Genomic DNA, 17,003 nt, shown 5'->3' with positions numbered 1-17,003 from the left:
GCCGTGCGACCGGCCTCTCCACAGCGGGAAGCCTTCTCAGGCGTGCTTGAGGTCCGCGATGAAGGAGGTCCAGGCAGTGGCCCGGACCACGGGCGTCGGGCCCTCGATCACCTTTGAGTCGCGCACGGGGACGATGCCGGGGTGGCCGTCAGCCACTTCGAGGCAGTCGCCGTTCGGATCGTCCAGAAGTTGCGCCCGCTCCAGCCGCGCTGCGAGCAGATCGTTGACGACGCCTTCCGTAGCCGTCGACTGATACGCCCGGAACACTGCCCTCGCGTACCGTTCGGCCAGCGCGTCATGGTCCCGTTTGACGCTGCCTCGGGCCTCGGTGTCATAGGGGGTGACCAGGCGCAACGCGCCCGGCGGGCGGTCTTTTGGGGCCCGCCGCCTCACCTCGCCCGCCACCCGCTGGAAGTGCTGGAGCCACATCTGCCGCAAGGTTTCCACCTCCGTCAGGGCGCCGAGACCGGCCGGTGCGTCTGCGGTGAAGACCGCCTCAAGCAGACGCATCCCGTCACGACCGACTCGCAAGCCCACCGCATCGCGTTTGGCGCGGGCCTTGGGGAACCGGGAGTCCTCGGCCCTGGTGGCGTAGTGCCTGAACCAGTCCGGCTCCGCGACCCGCGTCAGCCAGTCCGGGGCATTCTGGGCAAGCGTGTTGAGCGCCGAGCGCAACGTCTCGGCGACCATCTCCAGCCAGGACAGCTCGCGCGCCGCCGACAGCACATGCGTGGCGGCGGTGCGGGCCCGGCCCACCGTCTTCAGCAAGCCCTTCTCCCGGGCCACGGCCATGACACCACGCTCGGTGCGGAGCGCCCGCACCTGGCGGAGTGGAGAGCCCGAGGCTGGTGAACCGGAACCTCGTACAAGCGGGGCCGCCCTGACGAAGGGCCCTGCGCCAGCCTCGTCGGCGTAGGGCCCTTCGATCTGTGCGAGTCAGGTAGCCGCGCCCCGATGGGCCAGGTGCGCGCACGCCTTGGTCCGTGCCCAGCCAAGCTCGTCCAGGCCGCCGGGGATGAACCTGTCCTCCACGCCGTTCCCTTCCGGCTCCGGGTAGGACAGGCGCCAGCCGGACATGCCGTGTTCGCTGTGCTCGGCGAACTCCAGCAGTGGCGTTCCTGCGCCGCCGTCTCGGCACTGGCCCGATCATCCCGTCACCAGCCCCGGCCGGGGCCGAGCACCCAAGACGCCTGGTACTCCAGCTGTAGATCGTGATCTTCATGCCTGGGGGGCTTGTCGCTGATGGTGGATGGCCCGGGATCGAGCCTGGTTGCGGCGTCGTCAATGGGACCAATCGAGCCGGTGGGCCGTGTCGTGGACGGCCCAGCCTTCTCACCGGACGGGGGCAGGGTCAGTCAGCGGTCGAGGTCGATCGTGAAGCGCCTGATGCCCGAACCGATCGTGTCGGCGTGGACCGAACCACGAGCCCGGTCGAACACCCCGGTGCCGCCGGTGATCGCGTTGTCGAACGAAGGGGGAGGGACCGCGACGCCGCCCTCCTCGTTGAGAATGCGGAAGACCATCCCCTGCACGGTGAGCTGGCCGCCCGGGAGGTTGTAGGTCACGACGCACTCCTCCGCTCCGCGGTTCTCTACCGTGGTGGTGGTGCAGAAGCCGTCGGTTTCGCCGACCACGTTTTCGTCGTTCTGGTCCTTGAGGATCGAGCGGACTACGGTCCGATCGCCCTGGGCGGCGGGGCCGTTGGGGTTGACGGGGAAGCGCGACTGCTGCGCGAGATGGCCGATGAGAGTGATGACCCGGTCCCCGCCCTTGGCGTGGGCGGAATCGGTGTCCATCGCAGCGCCCGCGACAGGGGCACAGGCGAGAAGGGCGACCAGCGCAGTCGCCGTGCCGAGACAGGCTGCTCTGATAGGGCGCATCGTGTGGCTCCTGAGGTTGATGTTCATGGATGGTCAGGTGCCGCATTCATAACCTCGGCGGTGCCGCCGCCCGGAACGTCCCGGCGCGACCCGCCGTCAGATCCGACCAGTCGGACCAACCCGGGACGAGAGACGGCCCGGCCGACCGCGCACTACGAAGATCGCGATCTACAGCTGGAGTACTAAGAAGTCGTCTCATTTGGTGAAGTCGGTAGGCTGGCGGTCATGGTGGGGATCGTTGAGCGGCTGGTTCCGGATGAGTTGTGGGAGTTGTTTCAGCGGGTGGTGCCGGAGGCGCCGTCGCGACCTCAGGGTGGTGGACGGCGTCGGCATGGTGACAGGGAGGTGCTGGCCGCGATCGTGTTCGTGGCCACGTCAGGCTGCACGTGGCAGCAGTTGCCCACTGCTTCGTTCGGACCGTCGGCGGCGACGACTCATCGGCGTTTTTCCGAGTGGACGAAGGCCAGGGTGTGGGCCAAGCTCCCCCGCCTGGTCCTCGACGAACTCGGCGCCCGCGGCGAGTTGGACTGGTTCCGCTGTGCGATCGACTCGGTGAACATGCGGGCCCTGAAAAGGGGGACCTGACAGGTCCGAATCCTGTCGACCGGGGCAAGTACAGGTCGAAGATCCGCTTGCTCACCGAGCGGACCGGTCCGCCCCTCTCCGTCGCAATCTCGGGGCGAACCTGCACGACAGCCAGGCCCTGATCCCTCTTGTACAAGGGATACCGCCGATCCGCTCCCGCCGCGGACGCCGCAAGCCCGCAAAGCTCCACGCCGACAAAGGCTACGGCTACACCCACCTGCGACGATGGTTACGCCGGCGCGGCATTCAGCACCGCATCGCGAGGGAAGGAGTCGAGTCCTCACAGCGACTGGGCCGCCACCGCTGGACCGTCGAACGCCCCATGTCCTGGCTCGCCGGCTGCCGCCGCCTCCACCGACGCTACGAACGCAAGGCCGAGCACTTCCTCGCCTTCACGAGCATCGCCTGCACCCTCATCTGCTGCCGCAGGCTCACCAATTGAGATGACTTCTCAGTGTTCAAAGGAGAAGACCCTAGAGCTTCCCGGGCGGGGTCGGCAACACGCACGAGGGCCCCGAGGCCTTCGCGAGCCTGCTCCACGACGTGGAGACCAAGCTCTTCGACCGGCTGCCCGACGAGACGTGGGTCCACCCGGGCCACGGGCACGACACCACGCTCGGCGACGAGCGTCCGCAGCTGCCGCAGTGGCGCGCCCGCGGCTGGTGAACCGGGCCGCGACCGCGGCCACCGGGCCCGTACGCCGGGCACCCTCCGACCCGGAACACCGGCCGGGGCGGGCAGCGAAACGTTGCGCGCCCCGGCCGGTGCCGGTTCCCGTCGGGCCGGCCGGGCTGTCGCCGGGCCGGCCCGCGGGCTCAGGCGTCGACGTCGGCCCCCTTGTCCACGGCCTTGTCCGTGGTCCCGGCCGTCCGCGCGGCCGCCTCGGCCCGCTCCTGCTTCCGGCCGGCGACGAGGCTGGTGATCGTGGTGATCACCAGGACGCCGCAGATGACGCCGAGCGACACCGGGATGGAGATCTCGGGGACGTGCACCCCGGACTCGTGCAGCGCGTGCAGCACCAGCTTCACGCCGATGAAGCCGAGGATGACCGACAGGCCGTAGCTGAGGTGGACGAGCTTCTTCAGCAGCCCGCCGATCAGGAAGTACAGCTGCCGCAGCCCCATCAGGGCGAAGGCGTTGGCGGTGAAGACGATGTACGGGTCCTGGGTCAGCCCGAAGATCGCGGGAATGGAGTCCAGGGCGAACAGCACGTCGGTGGTGCCGATGGCGAGCATGACGACCATCAGCGGGGTCAGGACGCGCTTGCCGTTGTTCCGGATGAAGAGCTTGGTGCCGTGGTAGCGGTCGGCGACCCCGAAGCGGCGTTCGATCGTCCTGAGCAGACGGTTCTCCTCGAACTCCTCCTCTTCCTCACCGGCCCGTGCCTCCTGAACGAGCTTCCAGGCGGTGTAGATCAGGAACGCGCCGAAGAGATAGAAGACCCACGAGAAGTTGGCGATCACGGCGGCACCGGCGGCGATGAAGACCGCCCGCAGCACCAGCGCGATCAGCACCCCGACGAGCAGCACCCGCTGCTGAAGGTGTGAGGGCACCGAGAACTTCGCCATGATCAGGACGAAGACGAAGAGGTTGTCGACACTGAGCGACTTCTCGGTGATGAAGCCGGCGAAGAACTCGCCCGAGGCCCGGCTCTCGCCGAAGACCAGCAGGCCGAGTCCGAAGAGAACGGCCAGCACGATCCAGACGACCGTCCAGATCCCGGCTTCCTTGGTCGTCACGTCATGGGGCTTGCGCCCGATGAAGAAGTCGACGGCGATGAGGGCTGACAGACCGAGAATGGTAAGCACCCAGAGGGTCCACGAAACGTCCACTGCGCCTCCGGCAGTTCGCTACGGCTACTGATCAGCGTCGTTGCTGCCGGAGGTCTCTTCCACCCGGGTGCGCGGACTGCACCACGGGCCGACGCCCCGGGACCGGTCACGGTCCGTACTGACGGGAACGCCGCGTACGGGAGTACTCCCCTCCGCTCAAAGAACAGTACAGGGATTCCCAAGGAAAGGTAAAGGGGAAGGTAAAGCTCCTTCAAAAGCACTGGTCAGGACGGTGTGGGAAGAGGGTGGACGGGCTGCGGGTCAGTACCGCCGGGGGCGGCGGGCGGCGGCCACCGCGGTGAGCACCTGCTCCAGGACGCGGCTGCCGGGCGGTATCACCGGCGGGTCGTACGTCCAGGCGTGCCCCACCCAGGGGTCGGCCAGGTGGTCGTCGGGAACCGGGGTGAGCCGGAGCAGCGAGCGCCACAGCGGGTCGAGCACCGGCCCGTACCCGGCGGCGTCCTCCCGGTCCGCGACCATCAGGAGGTGGACGCCGACCGAGGGCCCCTCGTCGGCGAGGTAGCGCAGCTGGGTGACGGCACGGTCGTCGAAGCCGTGCGGGAAGTCATTGACGATCAGCAGCTGCTCGCCCGGGTCGAGGTCCGGCGGGAGCGAGTCGGCGGCGCCCGCCCGGATCGCCATCTGCACCAGGTCGACGCGCCGGGTGAGGTGGGCGAGGACCGCGGCGACCCCCTGGGCCCCGGTGGCGGGCGGCCCGGCGAGTGCCCCGGAGCGGACCAGCGGGGCGAGCGCCCCGGCCCCCGAACCGGCGGCGTCGATGACGTGGACGGAGAACTCGTCGGCCGGGTAGACGGCCAGCAGGCGTGCCGCGTGGGCGACCGCGCTCTCCATGGCCAGGGTGCGCAGCTGGGTGGTGTCCATCAGGGCCGCGGCGTCGGAAGCCGTACGGCCGCTGTCGATCCAGAGCCCCCGCTCCAGCGGCAGCCGGACCAGCAGCGGGATGCGCAGCTCGGGCTTCTCGGGGAGGTGGAGGTCGCCGATGCGCAGCGCCATGGGGATCTCCATCGGGACGCGGTAGGCGTGCCAGACGGGGTTGTCCCAGCGTGCGAACGCGGCGGGGAGCGCGGGCTCCACCACGTCGGACTCGGCGGCGAGCTGGGCGAGGTCGCGGTCGAGGCTCTCGCGGGCGCGGGCGGTCAGCTCGTCGCACTTGGCGCGGGCCTCCTCGCGGGCCCGGTCGCCCGCTCCCCCGATGCGGCTGCGCGGGTCGGACAGGGTCCGTTCGAGCTCCTGGTCCATGCGGGACTCGGCGAAGTCCACGGCGCTGCGGTACGCGGCGGTGGTGCGGGCCAGGTCCTCGAACATGCCCCAGATCTGGTTGTAGAGGCGCTCGTCCATGGACCAGCCGGTCGCGTCCCCGGCGACGGGCCGGGCGGGCCGGCCCGGTTCCGCGGGCGGGGCGGTGGGCGGGGGCGGCGGGGGTGCGGCGGCCTGGCGGCGGGGGTGCGCGTAGTCGATGCGACCGCCCGTGGTGGGCGGGGACGGCTGGGTCGCGGGTTCCGTGAGCGGCTCGGCCGGCCGGGGCTCGTGCGGGGGCGGTACGGAGCCCGCGCCGTGGCCGACGCGGTCGGCGTCCGGGGTGCGCGGCGGGGGCGGGGTGACGGCGCGGGCCGTCGCGCGGGTGACCGCTTCCTGGATCGAGTGGGCCAGCTCGGCCGCCCGTGCCAGGCCCTGGTCGGCGAGCATGGCGGCGAGGCCGCCCGCGTAGCCCTGGCCGACGGCGCGGACCTTCCAGGCGCCCTGGCGGCGGTAGAGCTCCAGGGCCGCGACCGCGGACTCGGTGTCCAGGCCGGTGAGGGTGAACGTGGCGATCTCGGTGCCGTCGAGTCCGGTGACCGCGACGAACGGCGAGGCGACCGCGCCGAACCGGACCGGGCCGCCGATGCCCGTGGGCAGGGCCAGCAGCACGGTGACCCGGTGCACCGCGTCCGGCAGGGCGTCGAGGTCGACGGCGAGCCGGTGGTCGGCGGCGGCCTGGCGGGACACTTCGAGGCCGGGCAGTTGGGGCGATCCCGGGTGGGCGACCCATTCGGTGCCGTGCACCGTGCCGTTCTCGTCGCCGAGCGTGGCACCGGCCACGACGGGCGTGCCGGCCGATACCCGGATCTCCAGTCGGGTCTGGGGCAAGGTGTGGTTCTGCCCCCGGACCAGCTCGGCCGTCATTGCCCTGTCCCCTCGACGATTCGCTTCACTGCTGTGCGATGTGCCGCAGGGGGCCGCGGCGCCCTGCGGTGCGCCGCGTACGTTGCGGCGCCATGCGGTGCAGCTCCCGGCGGACGATGCCGCCGGGAGCTGCGGATACCGGTGTGCACCGGTCTGGCTCAGGCCCTGCTCACAGGTGCGGCAGGATCGCCGGCATCAGGTCCTGGAAGGTCCGGCCGTTGGCCGGGTTGCCGAGGGCGGTCATCTGCCAGCCGCCACCCGCGCGGTGCACCTTCGCCATGATCTGAGCGGTGTACTGCCCGCCGCCGTCCAGCGTGTAACGGGCGAGCTCCTGGCCGTTGGTCTCGTCGACGATGCGGCAGAAGGCGTTCTGCACCTCCTGGAACGTCTGGCCGGTGAAGGAGTTCACCGTGAAGACGATCTGGTCGATGTGGACCGGCACCCGCTGCAGGTCGACGAGGATCGCCTCGTCGTCGCCGCCGGAGCCGGCGCCGCCGACCAGGTTGTCCCCGGTGTGCCTGACCGAGCCGTCGTCGCTGACGAGGTGGCGGAAGAAGACCACGTCGACCGGCTGCTTGTCGGCGAAGAGCACCGCCGAGGCGTCGAGGTCGATCTCCCGTGTACGCGAACCGAACAGACCACGGCGCGGCGCCGCCTGCCAGCCCAGCCCCATCCGCACCGCGGTCAGGGTCCCTCCGTCGCCCTTCTGCAGGCTGATGGCCTGACCCTTGGTCATATTGACCGTCACGCGCTGTCCCCTCTCCGCTTTCCCCGCAACCATCCGTGCGCGGTTTCCCAGAACCCTACGCAGTCGCACTGACAGTGCGACCGTTCGAAGCCTTTTTGTGTCGGTCCTGCAACACACCGAATGCGGCGTGGTCAGGCGAGACCCGCCTCGCGCATCTGGCGCAACTCCTTCTTCAACTCCCCCACTTCGTCGCGCAGTCGCGCCGCCACCTCGAACTGGAGGTCCGCGGCGGCCGCCCGCATCCGGTCGGTCATCTCCTCGATGATCCCGGCGAGTTCGGCGGCGGGCCGGTCGGTGACCGTCCCGGTGCGGTCCCCGGCCTTCTTGGCACCGGCCCGCCCGGCCAGTGCGGGAACGGGTGCCTTGGCGCCCTTCGCCTGGCGGAAGCCGGTGCCGAGCAGCTGCTCGGTGTCGACCTCCTCGCGGGCGATCGTCGCGACGATGTCGTTGATCTTCTTCCGCAGGGGCTGCGGATCGAGACCGCGCTCGGTGTTGTAGGCGATCTGCTTCTCGCGGCGGCGATTGGTCTCGTCGATGGCCTGGGCCATCGCCGGGGTGATCGTGTCGGCGTACATGTGGACCTGGCCCGAGACGTTGCGGGCGGCGCGCCCGATGGTCTGGATCAGGGACGTCCCCGAGCGCAGGAAGCCCTGCTTGTCCGCGTCGAGGATGGCGACGAGCGACACCTCGGGCAGGTCGAGGCCCTCGCGCAGGAGGTTGATTCCGACCAGTACGTCGTACTCGCCGGAGCGCAGCTCGCGCAGCAGCTCGATGCGGCGCAGCGTGTCGACGTCGCTGTGCAGGTAGCGGACCTGGATGCCGAGTTCCAGGAAGTAGTCGGTGAGGTCCTCGGCCATCTTCTTGGTGAGGGTGGTGACCAGGACCCGCTCGTCCTTCTCGGCGCGGGTGCGGATCTCGTGCACCAGGTCGTCGATCTGGCCCTCGGTGGGCTTGACGACGACCTCCGGGTCGACGAGGCCGGTGGGGCGGATGATCTGTTCCACGAACCCGTCGCCCCGGGACAGTTCGTACTTGCCGGGGGTGGCGGAGAGGTAGACGGTCTGGCCGATCCGGTCCAGGAACTCCTCCCACTTCAGCGGGCGGTTGTCGAGGGCGGAGGGCAGCCGGAAGCCGTGGTCGACGAGGGTCCGCTTGCGGGAGGCGTCGCCCTCGTACATCGCGCCGATCTGCGGCACGGTGACGTGCGACTCGTCGAGGACGAGGAGGAAGTCCTCGGGGAAGTAGTCGAGGAGGGTGTGGGGGGCGGTGCCGGGCGAGCGGCCGTCGAAGTGCATCGAGTAGTTCTCGACGCCGGAGCAGGTGCCGATCTGCCGGAGCATCTCGATGTCGTACGTGGTGCGCATCCGCAGCCGCTGGGCCTCCAGCACCTTGCCCTGCTTCTCCAGCTCGGCGAGGCGCTGCTCCAGCTCCTGCTCGATGCCGTTGACCGCCTTCTCCATGCGCTCGGGGCCCGCGACGTAGTGGCTGGCGGGGAAGACGTGGAGGGACCGGTCCTCGCTGATCACCTCGCCGGTGAGCGGATGGAGGGTGGAGAGCGCCTCGATCTCGTCGCCGAACATCTCGATGCGGACGGCGAGCTCCTCGTAGACCGGGAAGATCTCGATGGTGTCGCCGCGGACCCGGAAGGTGCCCCGGGTGAACGCGAGGTCGTTGCGGGTGTACTGGATCTCGACGAAACGGCGCAGCAGCTGGTCGCGGTCGATCTCGTCGCCCACCTCGAGGTGGATCATCCGGTCCACGTACTCCTGGGGCGTGCCGAGGCCGTAGATGCAGGAGACGGAGGCGACCACGACGACGTCGCGCCGGGTGAGCAGCGAATTCGTCGCGGAGTGGCGCAGCCGCTCGACCTCCTCGTTGATCGAGGAGTCCTTCTCGATGTAGGTGTCCGACTGCGGGACGTACGCCTCGGGCTGGTAGTAGTCGTAGTACGAGACGAAGTACTCGACGGCGTTGTTGGGCAGCAGCTCGCGGAACTCGTTCGCCAGCTGGGCCGCGAGCGTCTTGTTCGGTGCCATCACGAGGGTGGGGCGCTGCAGCTTCTCGATCATCCACGCGGTGGTCGCGGACTTGCCGGTGCCGGTCGCGCCGAGCAGGACGACGTCCTTCTCGTTCGCGCGGATGCGCCGCTCCAGCTCGGCGATGGCCGCGGGCTGGTCGCCGCTGGGCTGGTAGGGACTGACGACCTCGAAAGGCGCCACCGAACGTTCGATCTTCGAAACGGGCCGCATGGAACCACCGTACGACCCCCCACTGACAACCGGGGCCGCTCAGCCGTACCGCCGGCTTCGGATCACCATTCCCCGGGCGGCGCGGGATCGCGCGGGCGGGAGTGGAACGACGCCGGGTCGGCGTGGGTCCCGAACCGCGGGATCTGCCGCTGGACCGGTATTCCGGGCGGCCGTCCCGCTCCGCCGGCGGTCCCGGGGTCGTTCCAGTCCGGGGTGCCCATCACCATCAGGGGGTCGAACATCACGACCACCGCGGCGATGACCAGGAAGCAGCCGGGGCCGATCAGCAGCGGCACGAGGGGGGCGGCCGTGGTGCCGGACCCGCCGCCGGCGCCGGGGTGCAGATGGACGCTGAGCGCGGCCATGCCGGTGTAGTGCATGCCGCTCACCGCCACGCCCATCACGACGCTGGCCCCGAGGCTGGGCAGGAAGCCGTGGATGGAGACGGCCGCCCAGAGCGCCGTCGTGGCGGCCACCACGGCGATGACGACGGAGAGGGCCACGGTGACCGTGTCGTACTCCAGCTGTCCGTCCAGACGCATTCCGGCCATGCCCAGGTAGTGCATGGTCGCCACGCCGAGTCCGGTGATGGTGCCGCCCGTCACCAGTGCCATGCGGGTGGCGCCGCGGTATCCGACGAGGAAGATCCCGACGCCGACCATGCCGATCGCGACCGCGAGGCTGGCGAAGGTGATCGGCTTGTCGTAGCCGATGACCACCCCTTCGACGGAGAAGCCCATCATCGCGATGAAGTGCATCGTCCAGATGCCGGAGCCGATGGAGGTCGCGCCGAGGGCCAGCCAGCCGGCCTTGAAGGAACGCTCGGTGCGCAGCGAACGGGTGGTGCACCGCAGTCCGAGGGCCGCGCCGAGACAGGCCATGAGGAAGGCCGCGACGGGCGTCACCGCCCCGTAGCTGAAACCGTCGATCGTGCCCTGCATGCTCGTACGCCCTTCGCGGAAGCCCGGGTCCGGGGTGACCCTAAGGCGCGAGGCCCGGCAAACAAACAGAAGAGCTGCATTTTATCGACACGGAAATCGGCCCGTGACCCGGTGTCGGCGGTGGCGTTCACGTTGTGGCCATCCTTCGCCTGTCCCCCGTTGGGGCACGGCTGTCACTCTCGGCCCTGCCGCAACTCTGACGCGAGGAGTACACGTGTACGCACGCACCGCAACCGCCGTCCTCACCGCCGCAGCCGTGATGGGGGCCGGCGCGCTGCTGATGACGTCCGCCGAGACCCGGACCACGAGCAGGACCACGGCGGCGGCCGGGCACACGAGCACGGTCACGGACGTCCGGACCGTCAGCGCCCGGACCGCGGGCCCGAAGGGGGGCGCCCCCGTCGTCTTCGCCCACCGGGGCGCCTCGGCGTACGCGCCGGAGAACACCCTGGCCGCCGTCGACAAGGCCGACGAGCTGGGCATCGACTGGGTGGAGAACGACGTCCAGTTCACCGAGGACGGTGTGCTGGTGGTCGTGCACGACACCGATCTGAAGCGGACCACGAACGTCGAGGAGGTCTTCCCGGATCGGACCTCGTGGGCGGTGAAGGACTTCACGGCCGCGGAAATCGCCCGGCTGGACGCGGGCAGCTGGTTCGGGCCGGAGTTCACCGGGGCCCGGGTGCCGACCCTCGGGCAGTACCTGGACCGGGTGGAGCGCAACCGGCAGAAGCTGCTGCTGGAGATCAAGAGCCCCGAGATCTACCCGGGCATCGAGAAGGCGACCCTGCAGGTGCTGCGGCAGAAGGGGTGGCTGGACCGCGACCACGTGAAGAACCGGCTCGTCGTCCAGAGCTTCGGCGCCGACAGCGTGAAGAAGGTGCACCAGCAGCGCCCCGACGTCACGACCGGTTTCCTCGGCACCCCCGCGGTGGCCGACCTTCCCTCGTACGCCGCCTTCACCGACCAGATCAACCCCTCCCACACCTCGGTCTCGGCCGACTACGTGGCCGCGGTGCACGCGCTGAAGGGCGCGCACGGCAAGCCGCTCCGGGTCAACACCTGGACGGTCAACGACGCCGCGACCGCGACGCGGCTGGCGGGTTACGGCGTGGACGGCATCATCACCAACACCCCCGACGTGGTGCGCGAGGCCACGGGCCGGGGCTGACCCTCCGGACCGTCCCGGCCGCGCCCCCGGCTCCCGGGCCCGGCATCGGCATCGGTCCCGGGGCCGGGGCCGGTCCGGGTGCCGGTCCCGGAGCGTTCCCGGTGTCGGTTCCGATGTCGGTCCCGGTCCCGGCTCCGCGGCCGGTTGTCAGTGGCCGGCCGTACGGTGGTTCCCATGAAGAGCAACGGGGTCGTCGAGTGGGCCGTCGTCGAGAGCGACATCGGTCCGCTGCTCCTTGCCGCGACCGGCACGGGCCTGGTGAGCGTGGTGTTCCACGCCCGGCCCGAGGTGCGGGAGAAGGCGGTCGGGCAACTGCGGACGCGGCTGGGCGCGGAACCGGTGGAGAGTCCCGGTTCCGCCCGGCTCGCCGAGCCGATACGGCAGCTCGCGGCGTATTTCGCGGGCTCGTCGCGGGAGTTCTCGCTCGGTCTGGACTGGTCGCTGACCTCCGGCTTCAACCGCCAGGTGCTCCGCGAGCTGGCGACGGGGGTGCCGTACGGGACGGTCGTCGGATACGGGGACCTCGCCGAGCGGGTGGGGCAGCCGGGGGCCGCTCAGGCGGTCGGGGCGGCGATGGGGTCCAACCCGCTTCCGGTGGTGGTGCCGTGCCACCGGGTGGTGGAGAGCGGCGGCGGACTCGGCGGGTTCGGCGGCGGGCTCGAAACGAAGCGGAAGCTGCTGGCCCTGGAGGGCGTGCTGCCGCAGCCGTTGTTCTGAGCGCCACCGACGGCACCGGTCCGAGCGGTCCGGACCGGCCCGAACCGGCCCGAACCCGGTTTCGTACCCGTGTGCGGGCTGGCACACTGCGTCAGTGACCAACACCCTTGACGCACCTGACACCCCTGCCGGGTCCGGCCGCTCCGCCGGCACCCCGGTCACGGCAGCCGCGCTGTCCGCGCTGCGGCGCAGAACGTCCGGGGTGCTCATAGCCAGCCAGATACTCGGCGGTCTGGGGGTGCCGATCGGTATCGCACTGGCCCCCGTGCTGGCCACGGAGGTGAGCGGCTCCGAGGCTCTGGCCGGGCTGGCTCCCACCTCCTCGGTGGCGGGGACCGCCCTGCTCTCGCTGCCGCTGGCGGCGCTGATGACCTCGCGCGGCCGACGCCCCGGTCTCGTGCTGGCCTATCTGATCGGTGCGCTCGGTGCGGGGCTGGTGGTCCTGTCCACCCTCGTGGAGAGCTTCCCCCTGCTGCTGCTCGGCATGGCCGCGTTCGGTGCCGGTTCCTCGGCCAATCTGCAGGCCCGGTTCGCCGCCGCGGACCTGGCCGAGCCGGACCGACGGGGCCGGGCGATCTCCACCGTCATCTGGGCCACCACCATCGGTTCCGTTCTCGGGCCGAACATCGCCGCCCCGGTGGGCCACGTCTTCCGCGGCACCGCGATATCCGAGGAGGCGGGGCCGTTCTTCTTCGCGGCCGGGATCTTCCTGCTGGCCGCGGTGGTCGTCGGGGTGCTGCTGCGGCCCGACCCCCTGCTCACGGCGCGGGCCCTGGCCCCGCAGGACGACGAGTCCCCGGCGGGCCGTTCGCTGCGGGCGGGCATCGCGGCGGTCCGGGCCTCGCCGATGGCGCGGCTGGCGCTGGTGACCGTGGCCGTCTCGCACACCACGATGGTCTCGATCATGGTGATGACCCCGGTCGATCTGGGCCACCACGGCGCCGGGCTCCAGCTGATCGGCCTGGTCATCAGCGGTCACATCATGGGCATGTACGCGTTCTCCCCCGTGATGGGCTGGCTGTCGGACCGCTTCGGCCGACTCGCCGTGATCGGTCTGGCGGCCGGACTGCTCTGTTGCGCCGCGCTCCTGGCCGGTACCGCGGGCGCCGACCACGGCCAGACGGCGGCCGGTCTCTTCACCCTCGGCCTGGGCTGGTCGGCGGGGCTCGTTGCCGGTTCGGCACTGCTCACCGACTCCGTGCCCCAGGCGGCCCGCGCCGCCGTGCAGGGTCTGTCGGACCTGACCATGAACACGGCGGCGGGCATCGGTGGAGCGGTCGCCGGGGTCGTCGTCGCCCAGGCCGGCTACGGCTGGCTGAACGCGGCGGGGGCGTGCCTGTTGCTGCCGATGGCGGCGCTGACCCTGCGCCGGGCGCTCACCCGCCCCACCACCGCGGCCCCGGACCCGGGTCCGAGCCCGGACACGGCCCCGGACCCGGACCCGGCTGCGGATCCGACCGACACGGCCGGAAAGTGACGCGCGAGGCCTCAGGAGCTGATGTGGTATGCCTTGCGCAGCGTCTCGTGCACGGTCCACGTCGTACGGTCGCCCTCGCGCAGCACGCAGGCGTCGCCCGGACCGATCTCCATCGTCGCCCCGCCGTCGACGGCCACGGTCGCCCGCCCGCTGACGACCACGAAGAGTTCATTGGCCTCGGTGTCGGTGACCACCCCGGGGGTGATCTGCCAGATCCCGCGCATCTGCTTCCCGTCGGGTGACTCCCAGAGCACCTTGCCCGTCACCACGGGCTCGCCCGAGACGATCTGCGCGGGGTCGAGCGGCTCGGGTTCGAGTTCGGCATCCGGAATGTGCACGGCGAACGAGGCAGGGTACTGATCAATGGTGGTCATGGCCGGTCACCTTAGTACTCCCCCCGGCAGGCCCGGCCGGTGCGGTGCCGTACCGGAAACGGCCCCGGCGGCTCCGTCGTCCCTGTCGTACGTTTGAGGCGGGCACCCTCGCGACAGGGATGTGGACATGTCATCGAATGCGTCGCACAGCGCAGATTCCCTCGCCCCCGTGCTCTCCACCGAGGTGCAGGCGGCCCTCGCCACGCACCACCCCGTCGTGGCCCTGGAGTCGACGATCATCGCCCACGGTCTGCCGCGCCCCCGCAATCTGCGGGTGGCCGAGGAGCTCGAAGGGCTCGTACGGTCCGTCGGCGCGGTTCCCGCCACGATCGCCGTACTCGACGGAAGGGCCCACGTCGGCCTGGACAAAGCCCAGTTGGAGCGGGTCGCCACGGACCCGACGATGCGGAAGCTGGGGCATCGCGACCTCGCCCCCGCCCTGGCGACGGGCGCGAGCGGGGCGACGACCGTGTCCGCCACGGCGTTCCTGGCCGCCCGCGCGGGGCTGCGCGTCTTCGCGACGGGCGGCCTCGGCGGCGTGCACCGGGAGTGGACGCGGACCCAGGACGAGTCCGCCGACCTCCGGCTCCTCGCGCGGACCGGCATCACCGTGGTGTGCGCGGGGGTGAAGTCGATCCTGGACGTCCCGGCGACGCTGCAGCGCCTGGAGACGCTCGGCGTCCCGGTGCTCGGTTACGGCACCGACCGTTTCCCCGGCTTCTACCTGAGCAGTTCGGGCGAGCCGGTCGACTGGACGGTGCGCACGCCCGAGGAGGTCGCGGACGTGATGCGGGCGCAGGACGCGCTCGGCGGCCCCGAGGCCGCGCTCGTGGTCGCCAACCCCGTGCCCGTGGCGGACCAGCTGGACCCGGCGCTCCACGACCGGGTGCTGGCCGAGGCCCTGGAGGAGTGCCGGGCGCGTGGCATCGAGGGGCAGGCCGTCACCCCGTTCCTGCTGGAGCGCCTGGTGCGCGGCACCGGGGGCGCCTCGCTGGAGGCCAATCTGGCGGCCGTGCGGGGGAACGTGTCGCTCGCCGCGCGGATCTCCGACGCGTGGACGGCCTCCACCCAGGCCCAGGCCCCGGCATCGGTGCCGCGCCCGGACCCGGCGGCCGGGCGATGACCGACGGCGGGCTGCTCGTCATCGGGGACGTGGTCACGGATGTGGTGGCCCGGCACAAAACGGCGCTGGTCCACGGCACGGACACTCCGGCCCGTATCCGTACCCTCCCCGGGGGCGCGGGCGCCAACGTCGCGTGCTGGGCGGCCCATTCGGGCTGCCGTGACGTACGGCTGCTGGCCCGGGTCGGCGCCGACAGCGCGGACTGGCACCGCGACGCACTGCAACGGGCCGGGGTGCGTTGTCTGCTGGCCGTGGACGACAAGGAGCCGACCGCCACCGTCGTCGCGCTCGTCGATTCCGCCGCCGAGCGCACCTTCCTCACCGACAGCGGCGCAGTGCTCCGTCTCTCCCCCGACGACTGGTCGCCCTCGCTGCTGGACGGAGTCGCCCATCTCCATCTCTCCGGGTATCTCCTCTTCGCCGCGACGAGCCGGTCGACGGCGCTGCTCGCCCTGCGGGAGGCCCGGCGGCGACGGATTCCGGTGAGCGTCGATCCGGCCTCGGCGGGCTTCCTGGCCGAGCTGGGCGCCGACCGGTTCCTGACGGCGGTGGAGGGGGTCGGCCTGCTGCTGCCCAACGCGGACGAGGCCCGGCTCCTCACCGGGCTGCCCGAACCCGCCGACGCCGCGGCCAAGTTGAGCCTCCTGGCGGGCCGGGTGGTCGTCACACTGGGCGCGGACGGGGCGCTGCTGGCCGCCGCCGGTGCGGTGGTCCGGCATGTCCCGGGGGTCGGTGTGCGCGGAGCCGTGGACTCGACGGGGGCGGGCGACGCGTTCACCGGCGGTTTCCTGGCGGCTCACTTGGCCGGGGCGGACGACGCCTCGGCCGTGGCGGCAGGGTGTCGGGCGGGGGCGGAGGCGGTCACGACCGTGGGCGGTCGCCCCGGCCCGTGACACACCCGTCGGAACGGGCGGGGCGGGGTGGAGCCGGGTCGTCCCGACCGGGTCGGGCGGGGCCCGGTTGCCATGGCCGGGCCGGAGCGGACCAGGCCGGTTCACCCCGGACGGTTCGACCCGGACGGTTCGACCCGGGTGGTTCGGCCGGTTCGGCCCGCTACCCGTCCCTCCCCCACCCCGTCCACGCCGGATGGAGCGGATCGTCGGCGCGCACGACCGCGTCCGCGCGGCTCGCGGGCTCCACCTCCTCCTCGTACCGCGCGAAGGCGGGCAGCGTCCAGCGCCCGCTCTCCTCGGTGCGCCGCCGCAACGCGCCCGGCGACAGCCGCAGATGGACGCTCAGGTCGAACGGGAACCAGTGGCCGAGCAGCAATGGACCGTGCACCACCAGCACCCCGCCCTCGGGCAGGGACCGGTACGGGCTGCGGGTGGCCCGGTCGGTCACCGGGTCCCAGAGGTCCGGCAGCACCCGCCCGCTCCCGCCGGGCTCCAGCGGCCCGAAGACCTCGCGCCACAACGCCCCCGTGTCGAACCAGCTGCCGTAGTACGAGTCGGGGTCCTCCTTGCCGTACTCGTACCGGAGACTCGCCGGCCGCAGGAACCCCTCGGTGGACACGACGAGCACCGCACGGCCCCGGACCCGCAGGGCCCGGGCGACGCGCTCGGCGAACTCCCCGGTCCGGGCCGCCGGGGCGCCGTCGACGGCGACCTTCGACCAGGGGCCGCCGTCGGCCGGTTCCAGGGCATCCGCACGTACGGCGAAGGCCTCGGCCAGCCGTTCCCAGGTGATCGCTTCATGACGCACCCACCCATCATCGCTCCGCGG

Annotated in this window: 15 protein-coding genes and 4 pseudogenes; 8 read left to right on the top strand and 11 right to left on the bottom strand. The window is 71.4% G+C overall.

Annotated elements, in window-relative coordinates; translation table 11 throughout:
- Positions 1-36 precede the first annotated feature (36 nt).
- On the bottom strand, positions 37-267 hold the full coding sequence (locus tag ACWCXX_RS11390) for a DUF397 domain-containing protein (protein WP_451126234.1): 231 nt from the start codon (positions 265-267) through the stop codon (positions 37-39).
- Between the two features lie 33 nt (positions 268-300).
- Positions 301-798, bottom strand: a pseudogene (locus tag ACWCXX_RS11385) (IS5/IS1182 family transposase); the annotation flags it as partial.
- Between ACWCXX_RS11385 and ACWCXX_RS11380 the strand changes: the two are divergent.
- Positions 778-852 (top strand): annotated as a pseudogene (locus ACWCXX_RS11380) (MBL fold metallo-hydrolase); the annotation flags it as partial. The pseudogenes ACWCXX_RS11385 and ACWCXX_RS11380 sit on opposite strands and share 21 nt — an antisense overlap.
- Before the next feature lie 84 nt (positions 853-936).
- Here ACWCXX_RS11380 and ACWCXX_RS11375 read toward each other — a convergent pair.
- Together ACWCXX_RS11375 and ACWCXX_RS11370 are read right to left on the bottom strand one after the other, a co-directional pair.
- Positions 937-1,077: a hypothetical protein gene (locus ACWCXX_RS11375; RefSeq protein WP_451126100.1), complete on the bottom strand. Its 141-nt coding sequence runs from the start codon at positions 1,075-1,077 to the stop codon at positions 937-939.
- Positions 1,078-1,355: 278 nt separating this feature from the next.
- A complete protein-coding gene (locus ACWCXX_RS11370; RefSeq protein ID WP_451126099.1) occupies positions 1,356-1,880 on the bottom strand; it encodes an allene oxide cyclase barrel-like domain-containing protein in 525 nt (174 codons plus the stop codon).
- A 225-nt stretch (positions 1,881-2,105) separates the two neighbouring features.
- Here ACWCXX_RS11370 and ACWCXX_RS11365 point away from each other — a divergent pair.
- Positions 2,106-2,907 (top strand): annotated as a pseudogene (locus tag ACWCXX_RS11365) (IS5 family transposase).
- A 38-nt stretch (positions 2,908-2,945) separates the two neighbouring features.
- A pseudogene (locus tag ACWCXX_RS11360) lies at positions 2,946-3,131 on the top strand (MBL fold metallo-hydrolase); the annotation flags it as partial.
- Between the two features lie 149 nt (positions 3,132-3,280).
- Here the strand turns inward: ACWCXX_RS11360 and ACWCXX_RS11355 are convergent.
- The 5 genes from ACWCXX_RS11355 to ACWCXX_RS11335 all read right to left on the bottom strand — a co-directional run bounded on the left by ACWCXX_RS11355 (position 3,281) and on the right by ACWCXX_RS11335 (position 10,419).
- On the bottom strand, positions 3,281-4,297 hold the full coding sequence (locus ACWCXX_RS11355; RefSeq protein WP_451126098.1) for a TerC family protein: 1,017 nt from the start codon (positions 4,295-4,297) through the stop codon (positions 3,281-3,283).
- Between the two features lie 261 nt (positions 4,298-4,558).
- Positions 4,559-6,481: a TerD family protein gene (locus ACWCXX_RS11350; protein ID WP_451126097.1), complete on the bottom strand. Its 1,923-nt coding sequence runs from the start codon at positions 6,479-6,481 to the stop codon at positions 4,559-4,561.
- Positions 6,482-6,650: 169 nt separating this feature from the next.
- The gene (locus ACWCXX_RS11345) at positions 6,651-7,229 is read right to left on the bottom strand and encodes a TerD family protein (RefSeq protein WP_451126096.1); all 579 of its coding nucleotides are present in this window, start codon (positions 7,227-7,229) and stop codon (positions 6,651-6,653) included.
- Positions 7,230-7,360: 131 nt separating this feature from the next.
- A complete protein-coding gene (gene uvrB / locus ACWCXX_RS11340; RefSeq protein WP_451126095.1) occupies positions 7,361-9,478 on the bottom strand; it encodes an excinuclease ABC subunit UvrB in 2,118 nt (705 codons plus the stop codon).
- 62 nt (positions 9,479-9,540) lie between these two features.
- Positions 9,541-10,419 carry an MHYT domain-containing protein gene (locus ACWCXX_RS11335; RefSeq protein WP_451126094.1) on the bottom strand — a complete coding sequence of 293 codons (879 nt, stop codon included), beginning with the start codon at positions 10,417-10,419 and terminating at the stop codon, positions 9,541-9,543.
- A gap of 214 nt (positions 10,420-10,633) precedes the next feature.
- Between ACWCXX_RS11335 and ACWCXX_RS11330 the strand changes: the two genes are divergently transcribed.
- From ACWCXX_RS11330 to ACWCXX_RS11320, 3 genes are all read left to right on the top strand, one after another.
- Entirely contained in the window at positions 10,634-11,590 is a 957-nt protein-coding gene (locus ACWCXX_RS11330; protein WP_451126093.1) for a glycerophosphodiester phosphodiesterase, read from the top strand.
- Between the two features lie 174 nt (positions 11,591-11,764).
- Positions 11,765-12,307: a methylated-DNA--[protein]-cysteine S-methyltransferase gene (locus ACWCXX_RS11325; protein WP_451126092.1), complete on the top strand. Its 543-nt coding sequence runs from the start codon at positions 11,765-11,767 to the stop codon at positions 12,305-12,307.
- 94 nt (positions 12,308-12,401) lie between these two features.
- A complete protein-coding gene (locus ACWCXX_RS11320; protein ID WP_451126091.1) occupies positions 12,402-13,784 on the top strand; it encodes an MFS transporter in 1,383 nt (460 codons plus the stop codon).
- Positions 13,785-13,795: 11 nt separating this feature from the next.
- Here ACWCXX_RS11320 and ACWCXX_RS11315 read toward each other — a convergent pair whose 3' ends face one another.
- Positions 13,796-14,158 (bottom strand): cupin domain-containing protein, encoded by a 363-nt coding sequence (locus ACWCXX_RS11315; protein WP_451126090.1) that lies wholly within the window; start codon positions 14,156-14,158, stop codon positions 13,796-13,798.
- Positions 14,159-14,285: 127 nt separating this feature from the next.
- Here ACWCXX_RS11315 and ACWCXX_RS11310 point away from each other — a divergent pair, with 127 nt between their 5' ends.
- Together ACWCXX_RS11310 and ACWCXX_RS11305 are read left to right on the top strand one after the other, a co-directional pair.
- Positions 14,286-15,281 carry a pseudouridine-5'-phosphate glycosidase gene (locus tag ACWCXX_RS11310; protein WP_451126089.1) on the top strand — a complete coding sequence of 332 codons (996 nt, stop codon included), beginning with the start codon at positions 14,286-14,288 and terminating at the stop codon, positions 15,279-15,281.
- Entirely contained in the window at positions 15,278-16,174 is an 897-nt protein-coding gene (locus tag ACWCXX_RS11305) for a carbohydrate kinase family protein (protein ID WP_451126088.1), read from the top strand. The genes ACWCXX_RS11310 and ACWCXX_RS11305 overlap by 4 nt, the downstream gene beginning before the upstream one ends.
- 160 nt (positions 16,175-16,334) lie before the next feature.
- Here ACWCXX_RS11305 and ACWCXX_RS11300 read toward each other — a convergent pair whose 3' ends face one another.
- Positions 16,335-16,982 carry a uridine kinase gene (locus tag ACWCXX_RS11300; RefSeq protein WP_451126087.1) on the bottom strand — a complete coding sequence of 216 codons (648 nt, stop codon included), beginning with the start codon at positions 16,980-16,982 and terminating at the stop codon, positions 16,335-16,337.
- Positions 16,983-17,003 lie beyond the last annotated feature (21 nt).

The organism is Streptomyces sp. NPDC001732, assembly GCF_053596315.1.
The sequence above is the reverse complement of the archived record's forward strand: the minus strand, read 5'-3'. Positions and strand labels throughout refer to the sequence as shown.